The 20,269-nt window shown below is 58.9% G+C and carries 13 protein-coding genes and 1 tRNA gene; 4 read left to right on the top strand and 10 right to left on the bottom strand.

Translation table 11 applies throughout. The annotated features are described in order from the left end of the window. Positions 1–11: 11 nt before the first annotated feature. Both ACEG18_RS09455 and ACEG18_RS09450 read right to left on the bottom strand, forming a co-directional pair. Positions 12–1,328: an ABC transporter substrate-binding protein gene (locus ACEG18_RS09455; protein ID WP_055252173.1), complete on the bottom strand. Its 1,317-nt coding sequence runs from the start codon at positions 1,326–1,328 to the stop codon at positions 12–14. Positions 1,329–1,634: 306 nt separating this feature from the next. Beyond that, entirely contained in the window at positions 1,635–2,354 is a 720-nt protein-coding gene (locus tag ACEG18_RS09450) for a GntR family transcriptional regulator (RefSeq protein ID WP_099432302.1), read from the bottom strand. A 224-nt stretch (positions 2,355–2,578) separates the two neighbouring features. Here ACEG18_RS09450 and ACEG18_RS09445 point away from each other — a divergent pair, with 224 nt between their 5' ends. The 4 genes from ACEG18_RS09445 (at position 2,579) to ACEG18_RS09430 (ending at position 7,327) form a co-directional block, all read left to right on the top strand. Further along, entirely contained in the window at positions 2,579–5,029 is a 2,451-nt protein-coding gene (locus ACEG18_RS09445; RefSeq protein ID WP_372542532.1) for a PTS transporter subunit EIIC, read from the top strand. Positions 5,030–5,156: 127 nt separating this feature from the next. Then, a complete protein-coding gene (locus ACEG18_RS09440) occupies positions 5,157–6,170 on the top strand; it encodes a polyprenyl synthetase family protein (RefSeq protein ID WP_372542530.1) in 1,014 nt (337 codons plus the stop codon). A gap of 138 nt (positions 6,171–6,308) precedes the next feature. Further along, positions 6,309–7,214, top strand: a complete 906-nt coding sequence (locus ACEG18_RS09435) for a peptidoglycan-binding domain-containing protein (RefSeq protein WP_372542528.1) — start codon at positions 6,309–6,311, stop codon at positions 7,212–7,214. Positions 7,215–7,252: 38 nt separating this feature from the next. Then, positions 7,253–7,327: transfer RNA gene (locus ACEG18_RS09430), tRNA-Gln, on the top strand. A 931-nt stretch (positions 7,328–8,258) separates the two neighbouring features. On the opposite strand, the gene ACEG18_RS09425 is transcribed toward ACEG18_RS09430, so the two are convergent. The 8 genes from ACEG18_RS09425 to acpS form a co-directional block, all read right to left on the bottom strand. Next, positions 8,259–10,451: a hypothetical protein gene (locus ACEG18_RS09425; protein WP_372542526.1), complete on the bottom strand. Its 2,193-nt coding sequence runs from the start codon at positions 10,449–10,451 to the stop codon at positions 8,259–8,261. 183 nt (positions 10,452–10,634) lie between these two features. Next, complete coding sequence (locus tag ACEG18_RS09420) at positions 10,635–12,524, bottom strand: carbon starvation CstA family protein (protein ID WP_372542524.1); 1,890 nt, start codon at positions 12,522–12,524, stop codon at positions 10,635–10,637. Between the two features lie 812 nt (positions 12,525–13,336). After that, on the bottom strand, positions 13,337–15,721 hold the full coding sequence (gene tsaD / locus ACEG18_RS09415; protein ID WP_372542523.1) for a tRNA (adenosine(37)-N6)-threonylcarbamoyltransferase complex transferase subunit TsaD: 2,385 nt from the start codon (positions 15,719–15,721) through the stop codon (positions 13,337–13,339). Beyond that, entirely contained in the window at positions 15,708–16,214 is a 507-nt protein-coding gene (gene tsaE / locus ACEG18_RS09410) for a tRNA (adenosine(37)-N6)-threonylcarbamoyltransferase complex ATPase subunit type 1 TsaE (protein WP_372542521.1), read from the bottom strand. The genes tsaD and tsaE overlap by 14 nt, the downstream gene beginning before the upstream one ends. Positions 16,215–16,226: 12 nt before the next feature. Continuing rightward, complete coding sequence (locus ACEG18_RS09405; RefSeq protein WP_089573671.1) at positions 16,227–16,847, bottom strand: uracil-DNA glycosylase; 621 nt, start codon at positions 16,845–16,847, stop codon at positions 16,227–16,229. 8 nt (positions 16,848–16,855) lie between these two features. Then, positions 16,856–18,001, bottom strand: coding sequence for an alanine racemase (gene alr, locus ACEG18_RS09400; RefSeq protein ID WP_372542519.1), 1,146 nt, complete (start codon positions 17,999–18,001; stop codon positions 16,856–16,858). A gap of 2 nt (positions 18,002–18,003) precedes the next feature. Further along, positions 18,004–19,620, bottom strand: coding sequence for an NAD(P)H-hydrate dehydratase (locus ACEG18_RS09395; protein ID WP_372542517.1), 1,617 nt, complete (start codon positions 19,618–19,620; stop codon positions 18,004–18,006). Continuing rightward, positions 19,621–20,160, bottom strand: coding sequence for a holo-ACP synthase (gene acpS, locus ACEG18_RS09390; protein WP_372542515.1), 540 nt, complete (start codon positions 20,158–20,160; stop codon positions 19,621–19,623). It lies immediately after the preceding gene. Positions 20,161–20,269: the final 109 nt, after the last annotated feature.

Raw genomic sequence — 20,269 nt, 5'->3', positions numbered from 1 at the left:
GCAGCAACTGCTTACTCGGAAGCAGCCTTCTCGGTCTTCCAGCCATCGACGAAGGCGTTCTTGACGCCGTCCCACTTGGTGTTGTCGGCAGCATAAGCGATGAGAGCCTGCTTGAGGTTCTTCTTCCACTCCTCGGAGGGGATGTAAACGAAGTCCCAAGCGACGGTCTTCTTGCCGTCCTTGGCCATAGCAACGGCCTGCTGAGAGAAGACGTTGGTGGTCTCCTTAGCGCTCTTGAACGGGGCGGTCAGACCCATCTTGTCAGCGATGATGCTGGTGGCGGTGTCAGAAGTGACGCACCAATACATGAAGTCCTCGGTGGCCTTCTGGGCATCCTCGGAAGCCTGGGAGCTGACGCACCAGTAGTTCTCGCCGCCGGAGCACAGGCCCTGGTTCTCCTCGCCGTCGACGCCGATGTAGATCGGCAGCATGCCGAGCTGGTCGTCGGTCATACCGGCCTTGGTGAGGTCGGCGTAGGCCCAAGAGCCGTTCTGGTAGAAGACGGCCTTGCCGGTTGCGAACTCATTGGTGGCGTCGTCACCGGTCTTGGAGGCGAGCTGCGAAGGATCGCAGGTGGAGTCGGTGATATACAGGTCGAAGATCTGCTTAAAGTTGTCGAGATACTCGCCCTTGATCTCGTCGTCCTCCTGGTTGTGCTCCTTCTCGAACTCGTAGTAGAGCGGGAGGTTGGCGAGGTGGGTGGTGTAGCGCCAGCTGGAGGAGTCATCCATGCCGGCGGAAGTGAAGGCACCGTCAACGCCGAGCTCGTCCTTGCGGGCCTGGATGTCATCGGCGCAAGCCTTCAGCTTGTCGAAGGAGTTGATGTCCTCGGCCTTGTAGCCAGCCTTCTCGAGGAGCTCCTTGTTGTAGATGATGCCGTAGCTCTCCTGAACCCAGTCGATACCCAGATCCTTGCCATCGGACTGCAGAGCCAGGGAGTCGTCGATGAGCTCGCCGCGGAGCTTGGTGTCGGACAGATCGGCGCAGTAATCCTTCCAGTTCTTAAGACCGGTGGGGCCGTTGACCTGGAACAGCGTCGGAGCGGAGCTCTTGGACATCTCGGACTTGAGCTTCTCCTCGTAGGTGTTGGAGGCGGCGGTCACGATCTTGACCTCGACGCCCTTCTCCTTCTTGTACGCCTTGGCGATCTCCTTCCACTCCTTGTCGACCTCGGGCTTGAACTGGAGGAAGTAGACCTCGGCAGCGTCACCAGAAGCAGAGGAGCCAGAGCCGGCAGAACCACCGCAGCCCACGAGGCCCAGACCAAGAACCGCAGCCGCGGAACCAGCAAAGCCCAGGAACTGCCTTCTGCTCATTTCGTTCTTCATTACAATCCACCCTTTCACACCGTGGCGGCACCCTTTGCCGCCGCCTTCGGAGATTGGCTCGGGGACTTTGCCCCTTTTGCTGATTTGTACAATACGCTATTTGGCTAGTTGTTTGAACAAGTATTACTAGAGCGGTAGAAAAACTTCGGTGAACGGTAATTTCGACTTGATACTTGACAAGTTTTGTATGAACAATTATTTGTTATCGAATGCAGAGAAAACGCCCGGTCAAGCCGATGCATCGTCGGTTTGACCGGGCGTTTTCTCTTTGAGGGCATGAGTCTCGTCAGGCTGCGAGCTAGCCGGCTATCGCTTGGAGTTGACGCGGTAGTGGAAGATCTCAGGATGCGTGCGGGCATGCGTGACCTCGAACAAGATGCCGTCCGAGGTGTACGACTGGCTCTCCATAACGGCGACGCAGTTGTACTTGCCAAGGTCCAAGTAGCTGCAGTCCTCATCGTTGGCAAGCTCGACGCTCACCGTACGGCGGCTCGCCATCACTTTGACGCCACGCTTGTGCTCCAGATAGTCGTAGATAGAGCTTGCCGCAATCTCGGGGGTCAGGCCCTTGGCGATCGACTCCAAAAAGTAGCCATGGTCCACCTGGCGCGCGCTGCCGTTGAGGCTTCGGACACGCACGACGCGAATCAGCTCCTCGCCCACCTTAAAGCCAAGGCGGCGCGACAGTTGCTCAGTGCAAATCAAATGTTCAAAAGACTTGACCTCGGTCGATGCGACGGCATTGTTGCGTTTTGCGAACTCGCCAAACGACTCAACCTCTTCGAGTGCGCCCAACATGTCGGTTTCGCCCTTAAGCCAAATAACGCGCACGCCCTTGCCGTGTATGGGCTGCACAAACATCCCGTCGGCCAGCATACCCAAGGCGCGACGGACAGTATTGCGAGTACATCCGAACTCCGCGGTCAACTCAGCTTCGGTTGGCAGCATCTCCTGAAACGCATAGGTCCCATTAATGATGCGTGAGCGTATTTCTCGGTAGATTCCTTCGTATATCGCTTTTGGCATGACTTCACCTCTAATGAATATGTATGGTTAGGCACGATAGCATTTCTTTGGGTTGTTTAAACCGATTATCGGTAAAGCACGGATTATTTACCGTCGACGGTTCCCCCGAAACCCAAATCGGACCGAATCAAAACCGTCAATGCGGCAAGCAGCCAGTCCTCTACAATGAGTTCATTGTTTAAACGTTCTTGCTCGCACAGCATGTTGCATCCGGAAGGCATATTATGCTGCAAAAAATCCAACGCTTTGGCGGGGCGATGTTCGCGCCCGCCATGCTGTTTTCTATATCAGGCCTCATGGTCGGCATCTCCGCCCTCGCCACGACCGTAGACATCGTCGGTGACCTCGCCGTATACGGAACCCCTTGGTACGTTTTCTGGACCATCATCCAGCGCGGCTCGTGGACGGTCTTTAAACGTCTCCCGCTCCTTTTTGCCGTAGCGCTGCCTATCGGTCTTGCCCAAAAGCAACCGGCACGCTGCTGCCTCGAGGCGCTCGTGGCCTATTTTGCCTATTGCTTCTTTTTGAGCGAGATCATTAAGCTGAGCGGAGACAACCTTGGGCTTAAGTACCCATCATCTTTGACCCCCGCCAGCGGTATCACCGTCATCGACGGCATCAAGACGCTCGACACCGGCATTATCGGCCCGCTGGCGGTATCGGCAACCGTCGTCGCCATCCATGACCGCTTCTACGATGCCAAGGTTCCCGATTGGCTCGGCACCTTCTCGGGTTCCTCGCTGGTCTACCTCATCAGCTTTTTTGCCGTGTTTGCCCTTGCCGCCATCTCGGCCGCCATCGTGCCCTTCGCATACGCTGTGACCGAAACGCTGCGCCACGCACTTGCGGGCGTCGGCCCCTTCGGCGTGGGCATCTTTGTGTTTTTGGAGCGAGCACTCGAGCCCATGGGGCTGCACCACCTTCTCTATATGCCCATCTATTACGACAATCTGGTCATTCACGACGGTATTTACGCCACGTGGACCAACCTGCTCCCCATTCTCTCCCATAGCACGCGCCCTTTAAATGAACTTGCGCCCTGGGCAGGTTTTACCGCCACCGGCTGGGGCAAGCTCTTTGGCCTTCCCGCCATCGCGGCAGCATTCTATTTCACCGCCAAACCCGAACGCCGCGCCGGCCTTAAGGTCATCCTTTTGCCCGCCATCGTCGCCTCGGTGGTCTGCGGTGTCACCGAGCCGCTCGAGTTTCTCTTTATGTTCACCTATCCTGGACTCTTTTTGCTCTACGCCGTCCTATCCTCCTGCCTTGCCATGACCATGAACTTCTTTGGCATCGTCGGCATCTTCTCGGGCGGTCTCATGGAAATGACGGCCTTCAACTTCATCCCACTCATGCGAATGCATGCCGGCTCCTACCTTTTGGCGCTCGGTATCGGTCTTGCCTTTAGCCTCATCTTTTTTGTTAGTTTTCGAGCACTCATCTTGGTCTATGACCTTAAGACGCCGGGCCGCGAGGATCATGCCTCCAATCGCGCGGCAATCGACCGTTTAACGGGAAGCGGCTTTGCCAAAGAGCAATCTCCCAATGGCGAGGTCAGTATTCAATCCGATCAAGATCACGTCCTCGCTGAGCGGGTAATTCAGCTTTTAGGTGGCGTTGGCAATATCGTGGGCGCAACCAACTGCGCCACGCGCCTGCGCGTCGAGGTCGCAGACCCTTCCATCGTTGCAGATAATGCGTCGTTTGTCGCGGTGGGCGCCAAGGGCCTCATCATTACGGGCAAGACCGCCCAGGTGATTATCGGCATCTCCGTTCCCCGCGTTAAAGAGCATTTTGACCAGATCATGGGCCTCGAGCCGGGATTTGTGCCCACCACCTCGGCCTCCCCTGCCGCCAGCGCAGCCCATAAGCGCGGCGATATCTGCTTCTTCGACATCGACGGCACGCTCGCCTGGCAAGACCCTCGAGTGGCACAAGAGCTTCCCGAGGATGAGCGAGACCTCTCCCCCTATCCCAATGAAGCGGTCTCGCAAGCCATCCGTGATTTTGTTGCCAAGGGCAATATGGCGTTTATCTGCACAGGGCGCACGCTGAGCTGCATCCATCCAAAGCTGCTCGAGCTGCCCTGGACCGGCATCGTCTGCCTCGCGGGTGGCTATGTCGAACTTGAGGGACGCGTGATTCGCGATTTGGCGATGACGCCCGGCATGCTGCAGCGCCTTGCTCCCATTCTTGAGCAATCGGACGAAGTGATTCGTTTTGAGGGACTCAATGGCGTCGTTCGCATGAGTGCCGATGCGCCCGACGCCCCCGGATACGCCCGCACCGTGGGCGATGCAATTACGCAGCTGCAACATTACAGCGCCTACAAGATCTTAATGTCCACGTCGCTTGCCAACCGCATCGCTCAGGATCAAGCGTTTGAGCCGCTGCTCTGCTTTAACGAGCTCGAACTCGAGGTAACCGAAATCTCGCCCCGCGAATGCACGAAGCGCGGGGGCATCCAGTCTGTACTCGACGCCCTCGATCCCCACCACGGAACCGTATACGGCATCGGCGACGCCAGCAATGACGTCTCGCTGATGAACGCCGTCGACGTTGGCATCGCTATGGGCAACGCACCGGACTTCCTTAAGGAAAAGGCCGACTATGTCACCGACAGCATCGACCACGACGGCGTCGTCACCGCGCTCGAACACTTTGGGCTTATCTAGCCAAGCCCCTACCGCACTTGCGGCCGCATGGACCAATCGTCTTCAACCGCCGCGCTCGACGCCCTAATGTGGCAATATGTTGTCTGCATAATGCAACGATGCAACCTATCAAAGAATGCGAGAACCCGTGTCCAGTCCGTTTACCAGCTTTTTAGCCCAGCACTTTGACCAGATTAACGACTATCTGGCCACGTTCTTTGACGGACAGGCGACTTCCGCCGATATCGAGCGCTACCTGTATACCCCGCTCTCGGCATTTACGGCCAACGCCGGTAAACGCCACCGCCCGCTCATCTGCATGCTCGCCGCCACCGCGGTGGGCGGCAGCTTTGAGAGCGCCCGCAGCGCAGCGGCGGCCATCGAGCACTTTCAGTCGGGCGCACTCATCCACGACGACATCGCCGACAACGGGCAGATTCGTCGCGGCAAGCCCTGCATGCACCTTACCGAGGGCACCGGTCTTGCCATCAACTGCGGTGACCTGGCGCTCACCATGGTCACCAAGACGGTTCTCGACGACCCCACACTCAACGCAGACGTGAAGCTTCGCGTGCTCCACGAGCTTACCGAGATGATAGTCCGTACCATCGAGGGCCAGGCGCTCGACCTGGGCTGGGTCCGCGACGGGCGCTTTGACATCTCGGTCGACGATTATCTGGACATGGCGACGCACAAGACCGCGTACTACAGCGGAGCCACGCCGCTTGCCACCGGAGCCATCATTGGCGGAGGCAGCGAGGAGCAAATTGAGGCGCTGCGCGCCTTTGGCCTGCACACGGGCCTTGCCTTCCAAATTCAAGACGACCTGCTCAACTTGATCGGCACCAAGGAGGCCGCCAACAAGGACTTCCGCACCGACATCACCGAGGGTAAGCGCACGCTCGTTGCCGTGCACGCCCTGTCTGATGAGCGCTATCACGACGAGATTGAAGCGATCCTTTCCTCGGGCACCGAGGACCCCGCGCAACTCGCACGCGCCGTGGAGATCTTCCAGGAGACCGGCTCTATCGATTACGCCCACACTTATGCGCTCGACCTGACCGCCAAGGCCAAAGCGGCCATCGAGGACGTTTCGCTCGACCCGCATGCACGTGAACTGTTCCTCTCCATGGCAGATTTCTTTGTGGAGCGCCTTAACTAGCGGGGGTTATAAAACCTGTCAGCAGCGTATTTGGGTACAACTTGCTACACTGTTGAGTGCATGTTTATGCATCCCTTTGCGTTGTCTATCCGACACACGCTCAAATAGTACGAATGGTACGCCGAAAGGGGTTCGTTCATGGAACCTATTACAACGGGCATGCAGGGAGCAGCCGTCGAGGACGTCCAGTCCCGCCTTCTGCAGCTCGACTATACAATCGATGACACCGAGGTTGCCGACAAGCGCTTTGGCACCACCACCGAGCAGGCCGTCAGCACCTTCAGGCTCGACAGCGGCCTTGCTGCCGGTCATGCCGTCGATATCCCCTGTTGGAGCGCCCTGGTCGACGCCTCGTATAAGCTGGGCGACCGCACTCTGTATCTGCGCATGCCCAATTTCCATGGCGCCGATGTGCAGGCCCTGCAGCGCGCTCTCAACGTTTTGGGCTTTGCCTGCGGCGAGGACGACGGCTACTTTGGTCCGCATACCGAGGCCGCCCTGCAGCAGTTCCAGGAAAATGTCGGCCTGTTTGCCGACGGCATGGCCTTCCAGGACACCTACGCCTACATCAACCGCCTGCACCATGTGTGGGAGGGCAAGCCCTCGGTCACCGAAGCCGAGTCCCGCATCGGTTTTGCTCGCGCCGCCAACGTGCTCGAGCGCTTCCAGATTGCCGTTATCGGCGAGGACCCCATCGCGCGCAGTGTTGCGTCGCGCATGTGGAATATCGCCACGGCAACGACCGACAACAGCGGCATGATGCTCTGCGACTCCGAGGTCCCAACCGACGTTGACCTGGTGCTCGAGATCGCAAGCGACGAGCTGCCCGCCGACGCCGCGCCACGCGCCACGATCGCCCTCGCCGAGTGCCACAACCTGGCCCAGCGCATCCGCACCGCCAATGTCGCCGCGCAGCAGAAGCCGGCTCGCATTCGCATTGAGCTCACGGGCATGACGCGCTACAACGGCACCTTCACGGCCAGCGACGCGCAGACGCTCGCCGTACGCCTACTCGACGGCGTTTGCGATGCCCTCGCAGATTAGGTAAACTAGACGAGTTGCTTTTGGGCAACACCACACATTGGGACGTAGTTCAACGGTAGAACTCCGGTTTTTGGTGCCGGCTGTTGGGGGTTCGAATCCCTCCGTCCCAGCCATTAAAACTGAGCGCCCTAAGCCCATAACGGCCCAGGGCGCTTTCTTGTGGGCAAGCGGAGGAATTCGAACCCGCAAGGGTGCGGAGCTGAGGAAACGCGAAGCGTTTTCCAGCGCAGCACGCAAGGAGCGAAGCGACGCAGCGGGGCGCGGCCGCCGACCAGGCGGACGCGGAATCCCTCCGTCCCACACCAGCCAAGAGCCCCTCACGTCAAGCAAATCGAGCCAACGCCGCCAAGCGGAGGGATCCGAACCCGCAAGGATGCGGAGCGACGCAGCGGCGCGCGGCCGCCGCAGGCAGACGCGGTGTCGGCACTTGGGGACGTTCCTAAAGTGCCGGCTCGGGACTATTTTCGAGGACCCTCCGAAGGACTGTGGCCAAAAAACGGCAAATATGAGTACTGTTACCGTTGTAGCTACATTATTTTCGTTAATAAAAGAAGATCTTAATGAGATTTATTCGCATCAAGGCCTTCCTTTAATGAACACTTGAGGAGATACGGCAGCTTATCTGCTCGATCGACACGTCAAATCACCTTAAACGTGGTCAAAATTACTGCTACTAAAAGAGTATCAGTACTCATATTTGATGTTTTTTGGCCACGGCTCTTTATAGACACACTGCACAGCGACTGGGGTAGATTTTTTTGAGGCACGCCTATCGGCCCCGTTCCGAAAAGCGAGCCGCCTTCTGCAACGTGCCGTGTGGCCCCGACGGGCCGGGCATTAAGTTTGTCGCGAGTCCCGCACGCAAAGAAGGCCACGTGCCTTGATGTTTTGGACGTGACAGCGAGAGGGGTCCTGGTATGGCAAGGTGACGTGAAACAAGGCGGCGCCGACCTTCTGGTCGCGCCGCCGAAGTTGAACGTCAGATTGCCGTGCCAGGACCCCTCGCAGCGTCAAGAAGTCCGCCGTTCGGTAGAACGGCGGAATTTAGTTGTTCAGCATGCGGTCGAAGCTTCCCGAGTCGCCATCCCGATAGTCGGCGGTCATCAGAATCTCCTGCGGAATGCGCCCGCCTTCACGTAGCACATTGCGGAACTGCACACGCGTGACCATGGGCAGATCCTTGATCGTCGCCGCCAAGTTCTGCGGCACGCCCTGGTTGGCAGCCGCGGGCTCGCACTCTCCGCCGGCCTTCACGCGACGCTTGTGCTCGGCGAGCATGGCGCGGTACATGCCGGCATGCAGGCGAATCTCAACCACATTGGCATTGCGAGCCTGCTCGACGATGCGCGCGCCCTCGCGGTCGATATCGCCCACGTAGTAGACGTAGTTAAAGCGATAGCCGATCTCGGCCAGATAATCGTCCAGGGCATGCGAGACGCTCGCCTTGCATCCGCCGCCAAAAATCACGCCGCCCACCTTGATGCCAAAGAGCTTGGCGTGCTTGCGGCCACGCAGCAGCTTGACGATCTCGTCGTAGGTATCCAGGTTCTCAACCATAATGAACGGCTTGTCGGCGCCCAGCGTAAAGAAACCCGTAAAGTGCACGGGGCGGTTGGGGGCGACCTTAATCGCCTGCATGCTGATGCCCTTTTCGGTCATGCGCCTTATCAGGCGCTCACCGTGCTTGCCGTCAAAAGCCTTCTCGTCGTTAAAAATCTGGTAGGCACGCTGGCGGCGCGAGGCAACCGGCGTATCGGCACCTCGGTTCTGCTCGATCCAAGCCTGGATGATTGCAATCTCTTCGGCAATCTTGCGGTTGGACATCTCGTTGTGCTGAGTGCGCTGCGGAGCCTTTTTGCCGTCCTTGCCCTCGACCTTTACGATCTGTGTCTGCTGCTCCTTGATCTTAGAGAGCGCCGTAGGCGTAGGGACAACTTTGAGCAGCTGCCTGCCTAAAACGCGGGCAAGGGCAAACGCCGATACCTCGCCGCGGACGGCCGACTCGGACTGCTGGGCAGCAGCATCTGCTGCGGCAGACTCCGGCTTCTTCTGAGACTTGCGCTTAGAATCGCCTTGGGAATTGCGCTCGCGCTTCGGCATAGACGCCTGCTTCTGCGGACGATCGGACTTGCTCTCCTTCGCCGGCTGGCGCTTAGGCTGCCCCGAAGAAACCTCGGCCTTCGCATCCTCGTCCTGCGGCGTGGTCTTCTCGGCTGCAGTCTCGGCATGGGAACTGCGGCCCCCGCGATGGCGACGGCGGCGAGGCTTGCTCGACGCGCCCTGCTCCGTCTGCTCATCAGTAGGCTGCTCGCCCTTGGCCTCGGCATCAACCTCAAACTGCGGCTCAACAGGCTTCTGTTCGCGAGCCGCCGGCTCAACGGTTTTCTCGGTTTGTTCGGCCTTCTTGTCCTGAGTGGTCGAAGCCGGCTCGCCCTTCTCCTGACGCCTTACGGGATACGCGCGCCTCGCAAAACCACGTCCGGGACGGCATGAACCCGGAGCCTTCTTGGCAGACTCCTCAACATCGTCTGCAGCCTCGGAAGGCTCTTCGACCTCATGCGCGACATCCTGCTGCGCAGCCTTAAAGTGGGCACCACGGCGACGCTGGTGCTCCTGGGCCTCCACGGGCTTTTGCTCCTTCGCGGGCTTCTGCGACTCGGCAGCAACCTCGTTCTCAACAGCCTCGGCATCCGTCTCACCCTTTTGAGCAACGGCGCGACGGAAGCGCTCCTGCTGGGCGCGGCGCTGCGCATCGCGCTTGCCACCCCCGCCAAAACCGCCGCGTCCTGCCTTGGCCGTAAAGGCGCGCACGACGTTCTCATCGAGCAACTCATCGGTATCGACATGCTCACGCGGAGCAACTTCTTCCACAGCAGGCGCGTCAGCGGAATCCTCGACGACAATATCTTCGACGGACTCGGCAGGCTGCTCCTGGGCATCGCGGATCTCGACATTGATGGTATAGAACGCCGGGCGTCCGTTAATGCCGCTACCCTCGATCTTGGTCACGATATTTGCCGCGATAAGCTCATCGCGCATCGCCTTGGTGTCGCATTCCTTATCGACGGAGCGGAAAATCTGCGCCAGCGCACTCGACTTAATCTTGAGCGCCTTGCGGCAAAGCAGGTCGTAGGCAACCAGCTTGGCACGCTCAGCAGAAAGCGACGTCTGGCTGCTCAGGCGCTCAGCCAAAGCATCGACATTGTTTTGATTATCGGAATATACCGTCTTGGCCACGGGGCCCCTTTCATATGCACACATATACGTCCATATGGTACAACGCACGAGCCTATCCACGCAAAACATCTGCGAGAACGCCCTTGCACCACCTGCTCTCACAAGAAAAAAGACCGGGTCCGCTTGATTGCGGACCCGGTCTTTCCGAGTCAAATAGATGGGAGATTCAACCCGTCCGACCGACTAGGCCTTGGCGGCCTCGGCGTCGGCAGGAGCTTCAGCGGCAGCGGCGCGACCGTACTCGGCCTTGCCCATCTCGGACCACTCGGGCTCCTCGTCAGGCATGGAGCCGGCCTCCTTGCCGAAGAACTCCTTGAGGCAGTTGACGGCGACGATGAGGCCCAGGACCATCAGCAGGACGGCGAAAACGAGCTGCAGGCCCTTGGTGGCGGCGACGGAGACGGCGGCCGTGGTGGCGGTAGCCGGGATGGTGCCGAAGAAGCCGTAAGCCTGGACAGCGGTCATGCAGCCCATGGCGCTCTGGACCAGCGAGGTGAAGGTGCAGCAGAGCAGGAAGGCGACGGGCACGTAGAGCATCCAGCCCTTGCGGCCGGTGCACTTGCAGAACACGGCGAGGGTAATCATGGTCATACCGCCGAGCAGCTGGTTGGAAGCACCAAAGAGCGGCCAGATGTTGGCATAGCCACCAAAGGCAAGGGCGAGACCGGGAAGCAGGGTGACGACCGTGGCGAACCAGGGGTTGCCGAGAACCTTCATGTAGCCGGCCTTGGACTCGATGGCCAGGGCGTCGTTGGTCTGGGCAAAGAACTCGGAGAACGAGGTGCGGGCGATGCGGGCGACAGCATCGAGCGAGGTCAGGGCCAGAGCGGAAACGTTCATGGTCATGAAGACGGTAGCGAGCGTGCCGTCAACACCGAAGGCCTGCATACCGCGGGAGATGCCAGCGGCGAAGATCTGGAACGGGGTGGAAGCGACGCCGGCGTTGAGGGCGCCGGTACCGGCGGTGTTCATGTCGGAGAACATGATGCCGGCGACGATGATGGCAAGGATGCCGACGAAGGACTCGACGATCATGGCGCCATAACCGACCTTGACGGCGTCCTGCTCCTTCTCGACCTGCTTGGAGGAGGTACCAGAAGAAACGAGGCTGTGGAAACCGGAGAGAGCACCGCAGGCAACGGAGACAAACAGGACCGGGAACATCATGCCGGAGGCAGTGGAGAAACCGGTGAAGACCGGAGCGGTGATAGTGGCCTGACCGTTGACGCCCAGGACGACGATGCCGAGGACAGCGCAAACGATCATGACGATCATCATGATGGAAGTGAGGTAGTCGCGAGGGGTCTTGAGCATCTGGATGGGCATGGCACCGGCAAAGACCAGGTAGACCATGACGACGGCGAACCACTGGAACTTATCCAGGTAGACCGGGAACTGCATACCGACGGCGAACATGAGAACCATGAGGACCACGCCGGTGACGAACTCGGCAGCGCCGGTGAGGTTGAACTTCTTCTGGGCCCAACCAAAGGCGATAGCGACGAAGGTGAACAGGATGGAGATGGTGCCAGCGCAGCCAGCGGCATAGGACTTGGTGAAGTCGATAGCACCGGTAGCAGCACCAGAAGCGTCAACGGCCGGGGTGAACATGAACGTCTTGCAGACCATGTCGGTGAAAGCGGCGATGACGATGATGCAGAACAGCCAGCAGAACAGCAGGAACAGGCGACGGCCGGTCTTGCCGATGTACTTCTCGATGAGCTGAGCGAGCGACTTGCCGTTGTTCTTTATCGAAGCGTACAGAGCACCAAAGTCGTGGACGGCGCCAAAGAAGATGCCGCCGACGAGGACCCAGAGCACGACGGGCAGCCAGCCAAAGGCCATGGCGACGATCGTACCCGTGACAGGGCCAGCACCGCAGATCGAGCTGAACTGGTGCGAGAACGTGGTAAAGGCGGAGACGGGCGAGAAGCTCTTGCCGTCCTTCATGCGCTTGGCCGGCGTGAGGGCCTCTTTGTCAACGCCCCACTTGTTGGCCAGCCAGCGGCCGTAGCCCAGATAGCCGCAGGCGAGCACCGCCGCGGCCACAACCATGAGCAAAACTCCGTTCATTACATTTCCTCCTCTAAAAAGAACTTCCTAGACATAAAAAATGAGGGCCGTCGGTTGCGCTCGACGGCCCTCATCTTCATCAGCCGCCCGTTATCGTACGGGCTAGCTGTATGTGCTAACCCGCATCAGATAATTACTACGCTGATAATGTTTAGCTGATGCGTGAACATGTCTAAGAAATCCTCTTCAATCATGATGCGAACGATCCGTGCGTGTTCGCATCCCCCAGTGGATGAAAAGCAGTATGAAACTTTAGTTACCTAAAGTCAACGCAAATATGTAATGAATTTTCAACTTTTTTGAATTTCTCGGTATAAAACGCCACTGACCTCGAACTTTACCCAACAAAAGTTTTTGCATGAGAGATGCCCCTCGGGAGCGAGCGGGCGTATACAAGGTTTCCTGCTCTACAGTCCTGCTCGCACGGAGAGCACATTAAGTGCTCTCCGGCTCGTGCGGAACTCGCGATAAACCTTGTATACGCCCGCTCGCTCCCGAGGGGCTTCCATCCCAAATGCGGAGCAAAGCTCCGCATGCCATCTTTTCTTTCAGCTAAAGCACGCCGGAAATTCGACGCTGGCTTGTTAACCTTGCTGGACGTTGTCGACGCCGATCCAGCTCAGAAGCTATATCGATACAGAAAGGTCCCCGGCGCTGCCCGGGCGCCAGCGGCCGCATATGAACTTTATCGCGAGTTCCGCACGAACAGGAGGCCACTTAATGTGGCCTCCGTCGTGAGCAGGACTGTAGAGCAGGAAAGTTCATATGCGGCCGCTGGCGCCCGGGCAGCGTCGGGGACCGCACCCGTACGACTACAGCGTCATGTTTGGATCGGCGTCGACGTCGAACGGCGAGATTTCACCTCGGTCGAATTTACGGCGAGCGACCTCCGCGATCATGGCTGCGTTATCGGTACAGGCAGACAAGGGCGGCACCGTTACGCGAATCCCCTGACGTCCAAGCTTCTTGATCATCATCTCGCGCAGATGCGGGTTGGCCGAGACGCCGCCACCGATGCAGTATTCCTTGCATCCGGTAGCGTGCAGTGCGTTTTTGGCCTTCTTGTACTGCACGTCAAAGACAGCTGCCTCAAACGAAGCTGCCAGATCGGGCAGGTGAATCGTGCGCCCGGCCTTGGTCTCCTGTTCAATGTAGAGCGTCACGGCCGTTTTAAGCCCCGAAAGCGAGAAACGATAGTCTCCCCTGCTGTTGAGCGCGCGAGGAAAATCGATCGCCTTGGGATTGCCCGTCTCGGCCAGCTTGGAGATGATGGGGCCACCGGGATAGCCCAGACCCAACGCCTTGGCTACCTTGTCGAAGGCCTCGCCCACAGCATCGTCGAGTGTCTCACCAAGTACCTCGTAGTCGCCCCATGCCTTCACGTGAACAAGCATGGTATGACCGCCCGAGACGAGCGTGAAGATAAACGGCGGCTTGAGGTCGGGCTGCGCCAGCAGGTTGGCAAACAGGTGCCCCTCCAGATGGTTGACGCACACGAGCGGTTTACCGGCGGCATAGGCAAAGCCCTTGGCGAAGGCGACGCCCACTACCAGAGCGCCCACCAGGCCCGGACCCTGTGTCACGCCAACAGCGGCGAGTTCGCTCGGCGCGATGGCTCCACCCTCAAGACCAAGCGATGCTGCGGCATCCTCAAGCGCCGCATCCACGACACTCACAATCACCTCAACGTGTTTGCGCGAGGCGATCTCGGGCACCACGCCGCCAAAGCGGGCATGAAAATCAATTTGCGTCGACACCTGGTTGGCCAGCATATTGCCATCCGCATCGATAATCGCCACGGCCGTCTCGTCGCAGGAACTCTCGATGGCAAGCACTAGGCGGCGGCGCTCAATTTCGGCACGCTCCCCCTCGGAGCGCCTAGGCGCAGGCAGCGGCCATACGCGCTGCTCGGCTGCCGTCGGCTCGGGCGAGGCGTTATCGACCGGAAGCACCAGGGGCAGCGGAGCCGTCATGACGATGGCATCCTTGCCGGCACCATAGTAGCCGCGGCGCCGTCCTGCCTCGGTAAAGCCCAGAGCGTTATAAAGCGCGATCGCTCCCTCGTTGCCATCCTCGACCTCGAGCGAAGCCGTGGTGCAGCCGAGCATCTGGGCATCATAGCTCACATGCGACAGCAGCTTGCGGGCAATGCCCTCACGGCGATGTGCCGGGTCGACGGCGACATCCAGAATCTGCACATCACCGTCCACGACCATACCGCCGGCAAGGCCCAGCAGCTTGCCGTCGTCGTGTGCCACCCACCAACTACGCGGCGCAGCGACGTCCTCGCCCAGCTCGGACAGGAACATGCCCGGCGTCCACGCCTCGTGTCCGGCACCTTCAAAGCAGGCGGCCTCCAGCGCGCTCGCGCCCTCGGCATCCGCCGCGCCCATGGGACGAAACTGCAGATGACGACCGGCGAGCTCATCGGCAACGCCCGTAATTTCGCTGTGCGCACTCTCGGCAAGGCCAAGACGCTTGCGCTCGTTTTCCTCGGCATCCGAAAGGCGCGTGTAAATCGGCAGGACGCGGGCCGGATCGCCGTCACCCGCAGCGTGCGCGAGCAGCAAGCCCTCGCCCGAAGGCCACCACAGGTCGCGCTCCACGCAGCGGGCGGTCTCGTCCTCACCCAGCAGCTTGCCATAGCGCACGAGACCGTCACCGGTCAGCTGAACCTGGTCCCAGTCCGCTGCTCGGCGCCACTCATCGAGCGCCACGGCGGCCTTGACCACGTGTTCGCGCTCAAATTGACGCTCGGGACCCTCATCGACCAGCATATACAGCGCCGGATATACCTCACCGCGCATAGCATCGGCCAAGATACCAAGCTTGCCACGCACGCCAGCCTTCCACGCCGTCCAAGCACAAGCGTCGAGCGTCGACACGCCCAGCAGCGGAACGTTGGCACCGCGCGCGAGGCCCTTGGCGGTGGAGATGCCGATGCGCACACCCGTAAACGACCCCGGGCCGCGGCCGACCACGTAGCAACCAACATCGCTGCGATCCAGACCGGCTTGAGCCAGCACGCCATCAACGGTATTCACGAGCTCAACGTTGGCGTGACGGCGACACATGTGGTCGCCACTCACGAGCTTCGTCTCGCCCGTCTGCCCATCAATCCAGCTTGCCGCGCAGGCAAGCATGTCGGTCGAAGTATCGAGCGCCACCACCAGCGCGCTTTCGTTATGCAAGCTCATCTTGTACAGCCTTATCAATCAAATGGGAAAGCTCCATTGCGCGGTTACCGTGCGCCTCGAGCGTTATCGTCCGCACATCGCTGTCGCCCTCATCACGCTTGAGCGTCACCGAAAGATACTCATCCGTCAGCTCGTCCTGGAATTGTTCGCCCCATTCCAGCAGGCAAGCACCCTCATAGCCCAGCACATCGAAAATACCCGTATCCTCGAGCTCGTAGGCATGCTCCAGGCGGTATAGATCAAAGTGAAACAGCGGAATACGACCTTGATCGTGAACGGCCATGAGCGCGAACGTAGGGCTCGTAACCATATGCCCATCGCCCAGCCCGCGCGAGACGCCCTTGGTAAAGTGAGTTTTGCCCACTCCCAGGCCACCGGTCAGGATGAGCACATCGCCGTCCTCAAGGCACGGTGCAATTAGCTCGCCAAAGTACTCCGTATCGGCAGCGCAAGTCGTTTTGTAAGTACCTACCCCCAGGCGCTCCAGGGACATATATGCTCCTTATTATTCCGAGGCGTCCTCTGGCGCGGGATGTCGCTCCAGATAGTCGCCCAGCATCTTAAAGTCTTCCTCCAGCAGCTCCTGCCACGCCGGATTGCGCAGCGCTGCTGCCGGATGGAACGTGGGCATTACCACAAAATGCCCCATCTGGTGGAACCTGCCGCGCAGCTTAGTAATGCCAATCTCGGTCTTTAGCACAAAGTGTGTCGCGGGGTTGCCGAGCGTCACAATAATATCGGGCCAGATGCTTCGAATCTGCTCACGCAAAAACGGCGAGCAAGCCAGCACTTCCTCGGGACGCGGATTGCGGTTTCCCGGCGGGCGGCACTTAAGCACGTTGGCGATATAGACGTCCTCGCGCTTAAGACCTGCAAGGGACAAAATGCCGTTGAGGTCCTCGCCTGCCGCCCCCACAAAGGGCTCGCCCTGCAAATCCTCATTGCGGCCCGGCGCCTCGCCAATAAACATCACGCGAGCGTGGGGGTTTCCCACGCCAAACACGATGTTATGGCGCGACTGGTAAAGCTGGCAAAGGTGACAATCGCCCAGAACGGCCTCGATCTCCTCGAGCGCGACCTCACGCGGCGCCTGATGGCTATGGCCGGGGATGTGCATGACGCCCATAGCGACTCCTACACGTAGACCTTGTCGAGACGCATACCAAAGCCGCAGGCGACCTCGTAGTTAATCGTGCCGCGCAGTCGGGCCATCTCGTCCATAGTGATCTCGGCATCGCCATCGCGGCCGACAATGATCATCTCGTCGCCATACTCTGCCTCGGGAATCTCATGCGCCGGATTGGACTGGATGGCGACCATAAACTGGTCCATGCAGATATTGCCAACCTGACGCACGCGCTCGCCGCGATACAGCACATCCATACGATTGGAAAGCGTACGCGATAGGCCGTCGGCATATCCAATCGGCAGCGTACAGATCTGAACGCGCGTACGCGGTACGCGGTAGGTAAAACCGTAGCCCACGCCCTCACCCATCGCAGGGTGTGCCACGCGCGTCACGCGCGCATGGACGCTCATAACGGGATCGAGCTGCATCACATGGCCGCTCAGCTCGCACGGCTGCATGCCATACAAGCCAACGCCGGCACGAATCATATCAAAATGCATCGAAGGGTCGAGCATCGAGGACGGCGTGTTGGCGCAGTGCACGATACCGCACTCGAAACCCGCATCCTTAATGGCCTGAACGGCCTCGGTAAAGCGCTGGCACTGCAGCTTGTAGTCCCAGCCCGAAGGCTCATCGGCCGTGGCGAAGTGCGTAAATACGCCGTCGCACTGAATGCCGCGATGGAAACTAATGCCGCGCACAAAGTCGAGCACCTGCGTATAGTGAACGCCGATACGATTCATGCCCGTCTCGATGGCCAGATGGTATTTGCCCACCTTGCCCGCCGCAACAGCGCACTCGCCATACGCAAGAGCAAAGTCGGACGTATAGACCGAGGGCATGATATCGAACTCGAGCAACGTCGGAATAGCCTCGATAGGCGGCTCGCTTAGAATCAGGATGGGCTTAGTAATCCCGCCCTGACGGAGCCCAACGCCCTCGTTGACCGTCGCCACGGCAAACATGTCGGCACCGGCCGAATACATGATCTTGGCACACTCAACAGCTCCATGACCATAAGCATCGGCCTTGACCACGCAGCACAGGCGCTGACGCGGATTCAACAAGTTCTTATAGGCCCTCGTGTTGCGACGGAGCGCCCCGCGGTCGATCTCGACCCAGGACCAGCGCGTCAAATCGGCTTTATTCATGATTAGTCATCCGACCCTTCGTCCATGATTCCCAGATCTTCGAGCGCATCCTTTGCCGCCAGCTCCATGACAGGACCGATCAAGTCGATAAGATCGGTCGCGATAACGCTCTTCTCACCATACTCCGTCGCCGCAGCAAAACCGGCGTAGCTGTGAAGTGCGACGGCGTACGAACACAGCAGCTCCCAACGATCCATCTCGTCGCGCATGGTGGCAAGCGTGCCGGCCAAAATACCCGCGAGAACATCACCAGAACCGGCAGTTGCCAGAGAAGCCGGACCCGAGAGTGGCAGCAACACGCGCTCAACGCCACAGATAGCCGTCGTCGGCCCCTTGGCTATGACCACCAGATTGTCGGAGCCTGCAGCCCAGACAACCTTCTGCGCGGCTGCAATCGCGGTACCAAGGTCGTTCACCTCGTCACCGGCAACCAGACGCGAAAGCTCACGATAGTGCGGCGTCATAACCAACGGCTGCTCGCGACGATACATCTCGGGGTTACTATCAATACCGTCAATGGCAATCTTAGCAAGGCAGTTGAGTGCATCGGCGTCCAAAATAAGCGGTACATCAAGCTCGAGCAAGCCCGAAACCACCTGCATAGCGCCGGCAGACGTCGTCATACCGGGACCGCACAGCACGCAGCTGTACTTCTTTGCGATCTCGCACACCGTCATGCGCGCAGCGGCGCCAAAGGAGCCGCGGGAATCAGACGGAATAGCAAAGACGGGAATCGAAGGAAGTGCCATGCGAATGAGATTGGCGCAGGCATCAGGAGCCGCAACTGCCACGTAACCAGCACCCGCGCGAGCTGCAGACTTGGCCGCCATAATGGCAGCACCAGGATATTGCGCAGATCCGGCGACAATAAGCACAGAGCCACGGGAATACTTATCGATATTCGATGGTAGCGGAGCAAAGTAATCAACTAAGTCACCGGGCTCGACAATCTCGGCGGCGTGGTCAACATCATCGATGACTTCGTCAAGACGGTCGTAAAGATTGCCGCAGATCAAATCGCCAGCATACTCAGGGCCATCAGCGCTATACAGACCAATCTTGGGCGCAATCATCGTCACCGTGCGCTCGGCACGAATGCAGTTGTCATCAACAACGCCCGTCTCGGCATTCAGGCCCGAGGGGACATCAATGGATACGACACAATCGGCGCATTCATTGACCGTAGGAATCCAAATGGAGAACGGCGCACGCAGATTCCCGTGGAAACCGGTACCAAAAATGGCATCGACAACAACATCCGCCTTATCGATCAAAACCTCGAGTTCGTCACGCGAGGGACCGACGCAAACATGCACATCGCGACCGGCAGTTCGACGAGCAACATGACGTGCCAGAGCGGCAGGAATCTCATCCGGCTCAACCGGAGAAACGATATCCACGTCCACACCCTTGTGACTCAGGATATCGGCGGCAACCCAACCGTCGCCGCCATTATTACCAAAACCGACCAGAACGAGAACCCGATCGGGATTGAGCTTCAAGACCTCGTTGGCGGCAAACTCACCCGCTAGCTCCATAAGCTCGGCCTTCGAAGTCCCTTCGCGTTCGATGATATCCTCGAGACGAACGACTTCTTCGGTACTCAAAACCGGTTTCATCTATGCTCCTAGCGTATCTTGCGAAGCATCGCCCAGGTGCTCCGTCAATGCTGAATTCTGCAGCTGCTCAAGCTCATATAAAACAGAGCGAGCCTCTTTAAATGTCTGCGCAACGCGTTTCTTGTTGCTCACTTTTTCTTCCTTAGGCTTAGGTCGAGCATCCTCGGTGATTGCAATGGCATTAGCGACAGCCAAGTCACCCGTAAGGGTAATAGAAAGAGCGACCTCGACAACACCCAAATCCTGGGCGATTTCGAGAGCACGACCAGAAAGCAGAGCCTTCGGTTTGCCGAGTTTATCACGCGTTACCGAAACATCCTTGCGACCCACGCCTTGACTAAAACCCGTGCCGAGAGCTTTAAGCACCGCCTCACGCGAGGCAAAGCGGCTCGCATAGTGAGCAGCGGGACGCGATGATGCATCGCAATACGCGCGCTCTTCTTCGGTAAACACACGCCGAGCAAACGACGGCGTCTTTTCAAGAATTGATTTCATGCGGGAAATCTCGACGATATCAACGCCGATACCAGCTTCAGCCATGTTCACCTCCATATCGCACAGACTAAGTTATTGTAGCCCGTTCACAGAAGATGCGACAAACGAGGGTTATAAAACACAGCTACTATGTGAGACAAATTGCCCGAGATAC

This window comes from Collinsella aerofaciens, from assembly GCF_041537385.1.
In the GTDB taxonomy this organism is placed as follows: domain Bacteria; phylum Actinomycetota; class Coriobacteriia; order Coriobacteriales; family Coriobacteriaceae; genus Collinsella; species Collinsella aerofaciens_BV.
The sequence above is the reverse complement of the archived record's forward strand: the minus strand, read 5'-3'. Positions and strand labels throughout refer to the sequence as shown.

Bases quoted from the DNA above. Each gene is read 5' to 3' on its own strand.
- ACEG18_RS09455 (WP_055252173.1), bottom strand. From the start codon at position 1,328: ATGAAGAACGAAATGAGCAGAAGGCAGTTCCTGGGCTTTGCTGGTTCC.
- ACEG18_RS09450 (WP_099432302.1), bottom strand. From the start codon at position 2,354: ATGCCAAAAGCGATATACGAAGGAATCTACCGAGAAATACGCTCACGC.
- ACEG18_RS09445 (WP_372542532.1), top strand. From the start codon at position 2,579: ATGCTGCAAAAAATCCAACGCTTTGGCGGGGCGATGTTCGCGCCCGCC.
- ACEG18_RS09435 (WP_372542528.1), top strand. From the start codon at position 6,309: ATGGAACCTATTACAACGGGCATGCAGGGAGCAGCCGTCGAGGACGTC.
- ACEG18_RS09420 (WP_372542524.1), bottom strand. From the start codon at position 12,524: ATGAACGGAGTTTTGCTCATGGTTGTGGCCGCGGCGGTGCTCGCCTGC.
- tsaD (WP_372542523.1), bottom strand. From the start codon at position 15,721: ATGAGCTTGCATAACGAAAGCGCGCTGGTGGTGGCGCTCGATACTTCG.
- tsaE (WP_372542521.1), bottom strand. From the start codon at position 16,214: ATGTCCCTGGAGCGCCTGGGGGTAGGTACTTACAAAACGACTTGCGCT.
- ACEG18_RS09405 (WP_089573671.1), bottom strand. From the start codon at position 16,847: ATGGGCGTCATGCACATCCCCGGCCATAGCCATCAGGCGCCGCGTGAG.
- alr (WP_372542519.1), bottom strand. From the start codon at position 18,001: ATGAATAAAGCCGATTTGACGCGCTGGTCCTGGGTCGAGATCGACCGC.
- ACEG18_RS09395 (WP_372542517.1), bottom strand. From the start codon at position 19,620: ATGAAACCGGTTTTGAGTACCGAAGAAGTCGTTCGTCTCGAGGATATC.
- acpS (WP_372542515.1), bottom strand. From the start codon at position 20,160: ATGGCTGAAGCTGGTATCGGCGTTGATATCGTCGAGATTTCCCGCATG.